General features: G+C 58.4%; 5 protein-coding genes. 3 read left to right on the plus strand and 2 right to left on the minus strand.

The annotated features are described in order from the left end of the window. The first annotated feature begins 80 nt into the window (after nt 1-80). Nucleotides 81-728: a hypothetical protein gene (locus tag LH128_RS33345; RefSeq protein WP_172705025.1), complete on the plus strand. Its 648-nt coding sequence runs from the start codon at nt 81-83 to the stop codon at nt 726-728. A 16-nt stretch (nt 729-744) separates the two neighbouring features. Here LH128_RS33345 and LH128_RS11420 read toward each other — a convergent pair whose 3' ends face one another. Then, nucleotides 745-1,197 carry a hypothetical protein gene (locus tag LH128_RS11420; RefSeq protein ID WP_008829781.1) on the minus strand — a complete coding sequence of 151 codons (453 nt, stop codon included), beginning with the start codon at nt 1,195-1,197 and terminating at the stop codon, nt 745-747. A gap of 151 nt (nt 1,198-1,348) precedes the next feature. Here LH128_RS11420 and LH128_RS11425 point away from each other — a divergent pair, with 151 nt between their 5' ends. Then, the gene (locus LH128_RS11425; protein WP_008829782.1) at nt 1,349-2,299 is read left to right on the plus strand and encodes a hypothetical protein; all 951 of its coding nucleotides are present in this window, start codon (nt 1,349-1,351) and stop codon (nt 2,297-2,299) included. Here LH128_RS11425 and LH128_RS11430 read toward each other — a convergent pair whose 3' ends face one another. Continuing rightward, nucleotides 2,300-4,726 carry a hypothetical protein gene (locus LH128_RS11430; protein WP_008829783.1) on the minus strand — a complete coding sequence of 809 codons (2,427 nt, stop codon included), beginning with the start codon at nt 4,724-4,726 and terminating at the stop codon, nt 2,300-2,302. It abuts the gene before it with no gap. 424 nt (nt 4,727-5,150) lie between these two features. Between LH128_RS11430 and LH128_RS33350 the strand changes: the two genes are divergently transcribed. Further along, on the plus strand, nt 5,151-5,339 hold the full coding sequence (locus LH128_RS33350; protein ID WP_172705026.1) for a hypothetical protein: 189 nt from the start codon (nt 5,151-5,153) through the stop codon (nt 5,337-5,339). Nucleotides 5,340-5,685: the final 346 nt, after the last annotated feature.

Raw genomic sequence — 5,685 nt, forward strand, 5'->3', positions numbered from 1 at the left:
TTTCATGAAAAGCCTCATTTGATGATCGTTGACTTGGCAACCCGGCACTCACGGCATCTCCCTCCAATCTGGATATGCCAATGAATATTGGGTCGGCCCCGACGATCTGCGGCTCCTCCATTAAAGGGCCATCGGTTGTTGGGGTCTCGGCTACGGGCTTCGGGCTACGCCCTCCGCCCTTCACCGACACCCCAACAACCGATTCTCATCTTGATTGTCGCTACGCTCGCATCCTGTCAGTCGCCGCGCACACGCCGAAGGCGCTGCTGGGATTGCCCGAGAACGACTACCTCACTCCGCGTCAGGCCGGAACGAACCGTCATATGGGCGTCAGCCATGCAGCCGCGATCTACTCGGCCAAGCCCTCGTCCAATCTGCGGGGTCTACTGACGGCACTCCACCTTGACCCCGTCATCTGGACCCGTAGCGTCGAGTTCGAGACCATCCTTCAGTTTGTGACCCGCACCAGCGTGCGCGATCCGGCGAATCGCACGCCGGTCCACCTGTGGGTATTCAACCGCGCACAGGCAGCTTATCTCAAGGACTACTTCGACACGCTGCCGTATGTGGCGGCGACGATGCGCCATGTGCCGCTTGGCGTCGGACTGTTGCCAGCGGCGCAAGGGGGAAGACCGGTGATCGTGTTAACCCCGGAGGAACAGGAGCGGCGCAAGGCGAATCGTCGAAAGCTAGATGCCGAGCGGAAGCGTCGGAAGCGTGCTGCCTAACGGCCAGGCCTGGCCGTCAGGGTTGATCGCGCATCCGTTCGCGCATGGACGCGAGCACCTCCGCCGCACCGGAGGGGGTGCTCGCCGCCGCTGCCGCTTCGTCGATGGCGAGCAGGCGTGGACGCTCCATCATGTGAACGGCTCTCGGGTATCCGTGAATGTAGCCGTAGCCAGTGTCCATGCTCAAACCACTCTCGTGGAAACCGTGGTGAAGACCCGCACACAGCAGCCTGCCTCCGTCGCGCCCAACATCCTCATCGAGCGCGCGGAGCGCGGCCCGCATTGAGGAAGCATCCTCCCCCAACCACTCCTCACCCTCCGGGCCGAGCGCCTTGAAGTAGTGGCCCGAGAATACACGCTGCCGCCCGGTTTCGATGATGCCCATCTCGAACTCGGCAAGGATACCTTCACCGTTAAGGTCTATGTGGCACTCACCCCTGCGGCGTTGCTGATACTTCTTCCAATCCATCGCGTTCCTCCGATTTATTTAGCAGTGATCTTGAATGGCCGGCGAACATTCTCGGAAGAAGCGCGTCGCTTATAAGTCATTAGCCTGACGGCTCGCTTGCCCGTATGGTCGCGCTATGTTTAGAAATGGCACCCTCCGCAAGATTGCGGACATGATCTGTGGCGATACGCCCACCTACTTCGTCTACCGGACTGGCACCCTACTCCAAGAGTTCATGGAGGATTGCGGGTTCGATGAAACGTTCGGTGGAACGCGCAGATGGTGGGTGGTCGATCGCCTGCGTGAGGCACTGAACGATCCAAAGCCGGGTGCTCATGCCCTCCCGGCTCGCTTCACCACCATTATCCAGCACCTCATGAACCCAAGCGAGTGCAAGGATGAAGATCGCTCACGAGTGAACGCCTTGCTCGCCCTGAATGGCGCGCTGCGTGATGAAGGCTTCGAAGCCTTCTATGCCGACGACGGCAACTGCTACGTGCGGCACGTCAAAACCAATACTCTATCGGTGTCACCTAACCTCAAGCGGCCGCTGTCCAAGGAAGAACGCGAGACGCGCGATCTTTTGGACACCTACCTGAACACCTGTTCGGAGGATGACCTTACCACCAAGGTGCTGCTGCCACTGCTTCGCCAGCTAGGCTTCGAGCGAATCACCGTGGCCGGTCATCGGGACAAGGCTATGGAGTTTGGCAAAGACCTGTGGATGAAGTTCACCCTGCCGACGCAGCACAGCGTCTACTTCGGCGTGCAAGTGAAGAAGGGGAAGGTGGACGCAGCCGGTGCCACCAAGGGGAGCAACGCCAACGCGATGGAGTTGGTCAACCAAGCTCGCATGGCCTTGGGCCACCCGGTGTTCGATCCAGCCATTAACAAGAACGTGCTGGTGGATCACGTCTACATCGTCGCGGGTGGCGAGATCACCAAGCAGGCGCGACACCTGATCGTCACCACGCTGGATCAAGAAAGCCGTCGCCATATCATCTTTATGGACCGGGATGACCTGTTAGAGCTTTTCCCGGTCAGCGGCACGCCGCTGCCGCCGGAGGCGAAGCCGAAGGATGCCTATTCATGGGGCCAGATTGATGACGAAGTGCCTTTCTGATCACTCGGGCAGAAACCCGTGTTCGAACACCTTGGGACGCAGCTTGTCGCTCAAAGCCTTGTATGCGTCGCGAAAAGGGTCGAAGTCCACTGTAACGTTGTTGCTGTTTGCCGCCAGTGCGTTGCGTATCTGAAACCATCCAGCGTCTGACCGATTGAGCTTGTATTCGTCGCGGATGCTCCGACCAAAAGACGACTTATGATAGAGCGCCCAGAGGTTCTGGCCTTCCTTCATCACAGCCCTGGCCTCTGCCGATAGCTTCAGCTTGGACAGGTAGTCGGACATGAAGTGGGATTGAAAGCCCTTCGAAGCGCCAACTTCCTTCTCCGTGAACGGGATGAAGTGGTTGGTCAGGGACCAGTCCTTGCCACCCCACTTCAGCCCGTCCGCACCAGCGCTCAAGTTGCTCCCGTTGAACAGCATCCACACGAGGCAATCGTTCTTGAAGGCGTCAGATAGTGCCGATGACGGCTGGAGGAACTGATCACGATCGTTCAACCAAGTCGGCTTGATGAGACGGCGAACGGCGAAAACGACTGCTGCTTGCCCCACGTTCTTGGCATTCACGAAGAAGCCACGAGCACTGCCGTAGCCCGATGAGAACAGCATCGTCTTCGATCCCGCATTCTGTGGATCGTTACCCGCGCAGTTGAGCCAACCGATCGCGCCGTCTGACCATCGCGTGCCCCGCAAATCTTTCGCGGCGGTTGCAGGCACCACTGCATTCTTGAGCGGCACGACCTGATCGCTATTGGAGGGAGGACGAGCAACCCAATCCGTCAACAGCGCTTGGCCGTCATAGTTGATGAAGGTCTTCTCCCCCACAATCTTGCCCGACCGATCGAGAACGGAGACCTCTACGTCCTTGATGGGCTGCTTCTTACCCGTATCCCAAATCAGGAAGCCAATCGGGAAGTCACCCTTCAGCCCATCGAACGCTTGGCTGTGAACGGCGAAGCCGCCGAGAAACTTGGCCTTCCACTTACTGCGAAACTCTTTCAGCGTGGGCGTGCTGATATACTTGAGTTTGCTGAACATCGCCAGTGTGACGGCGGGAGCTTCTTTGTGCAGCCGCCCGACAAACTGCATGAAAAGCTCGTTGGTCGCCTTACCGTAGCCTTCCATGAGAGTTTTGGCTACCATCGTCGCTGTCACGCCCGCCTTGCTGGTGCCCTCTTCCAGATTGGCCACCGTGTTGCCGCCGCTGGTCACCTCCGCATAAGGCGGGTTGATCAGGACGAGAATCTTCTTCGCGCCTGCCACCTTGTTGTTTGCGTCGGAGATCGCTTGCCGCAGCGCCGGAGGGAGCTTGTTCGTAAGGGAATAGTCGATCTCACCGAAATCGGTAATGTCGTCGTTCAGGTAGTCATATTGAAATATGGTAGCGCCCACACACGTTTGACTGGCGTGCATCACCTTTATATCAGCCTCATCCAATGTGCTCATGAACACGTTGCGATAGTTGCTGTGCTTAACTTCAAGGTTGCCAACGCCGCAGCACATATCCCAGACGATATAGTTGCGCTGCCAGTTCTTGCCGAGCACTAGGGTAAGCTCATCATAAGCCTTATCCACAATGTGGAGCGGGGTGTAATAAGCGCCCTTGAAGCTGCGCTCGTCGATCGGAAGAAGGCTGTCGCGGCGCTCAAGTAGGTAGCGGCGATATTCCTCCTCGGGAGGCCGGTGGTAGATCGCCCAGAACGCGCGGTAGCCGTGGAGGCTCGCCAGTTCGTATGTCTCACCGTTAAGCACAAAGACCGGCTTCTCGTCATCGTGTAGGAGCTTGGCAGGAAGATCGCGCATCGCTGCCTTCTTCCCGTCGTGCATGATATCGGCGAAGAACAGCACGGCGTAGTCGGACTCGCTTACGTCTCCGAGTTCGCTCCCGATCATCGACACCCATTTATCGAACACCTGCCGGAGATTGTCCGGGGTGATCGGGGTTCGGATGATCTTGCCTTCGGTGATCGCGCCCTTAATGGCCTTTTTGAACTCGGCCTCATGCGTCGCAATATCGTAGACGACGAAGTGCGTCTCGATGTAGGGCGCGACCTGCGCCGCTAGGGCATTACCTTGTGCGGTTAGGGACTTGCCTGCCTTCGATCCCGATTTCGGCCACTCGATCGACTTGTCGTCAAGAATGGGAAGGGCGTGTTCGGTAAGCATGATCGCCGCCTTCTCTCGGTCGATCACCGCGAGGAACGCGGGAATGTGCTCCCCTCTTTTGCGGGCATCGCGCAGATAAAACAGCAGTTGGGCGAACATGACGACGGGCGCAGTTGGATTGCCCTTCGCTTCGAACCAAATCTCTTCCGATTGAATATCAACCAAGCCCTTCGTGTAGCGCTTGAGCCCGAGGGCCTTGATATATGCGTCCTTAACGTCCTCTTCGGTCTTGGCCTTGGACAGCGATTCCTTCAGGTTCATTGGTGTCCAGTATCCTTGACTACGCATCTTCGATGTTCGGTGGTAGCCGCTCGCCGCATCCCATTCCATCGAAAAGCCCGCTCAAGGCGCTGCGGACTGAATGGCCCGTTGCCAGTCGTCAAGACCAAGACCTTCTGCCTGATGGATGGCGAAGCCGCCATACGAAGCGAGGTAAGCTCCAACGTGTCCTTCTGCCGTTCTCATCATCCCGCGCGAGTGTCCGCAGGAAACTCTCTAATAATGGAGAGATAAGTGCGGACATGATGGCCGAGAGTGGTGCTGGTCCACCTCGACCTCGACCTCGACCACATGAACTTGCCCGCAGGTGCTGGTTCGACGCTTGGTGGTGCGGCCTCGTGCCGCGCCAGCAAGGGGCAACCAGTGCCAACGGGCCGGGGACGAGCGAAGCTCGGCACCGTTCGACATGAACGTTCATGCTGTCATTCGAGGCGTCGGCCTTGCCGGTCCCGCTCTGGCGGTCCCGTCCGCGCCCACCGCGAACAGCTTCACTGGCTCGACACCACGGGTGCCGACCCAGATCGCTGTTCTTCATGGAGCAAGACAAGTCTACCTCGACGAGGTGATGGTGCCTGCTCGACTGCTGCCAACCTGATGCTCGGGCGACAGCCCCGATGGAACGGCGAGCGGACATGGTAGGCGTTCTAGAAACCTGCCCGTCTTCGTCCGCTCGAACGGCTCGGTTTTCCGTCGATCTGGCACCGCGCTTCCGACCATTCCATGACGGGTGATTCAAGCATGCAGGCACTTTCCAGGATGGCGATGAAGATGAATAATGCAGGCGAGCAGCCGAGAGAGGTATCTTGAGGATGACGGACAAGAGGGTCCGCCACCTCACACAGAAAGACCAACATGTTCAGCCGTTATTTCTACGCCATCGACAGCATCACATGGCCGACCAGCCACCCTCATCTGCCCGACACCGCCGAAGTCGGCCTGCC

Origin of the sequence: Sphingomonas sp. LH128 (assembly GCF_000293195.2) — a bacterium.
In the GTDB taxonomy this organism is placed as follows: Bacteria; Pseudomonadota; Alphaproteobacteria; order Sphingomonadales; family Sphingomonadaceae; genus Novosphingobium; species Novosphingobium resinovorum_A.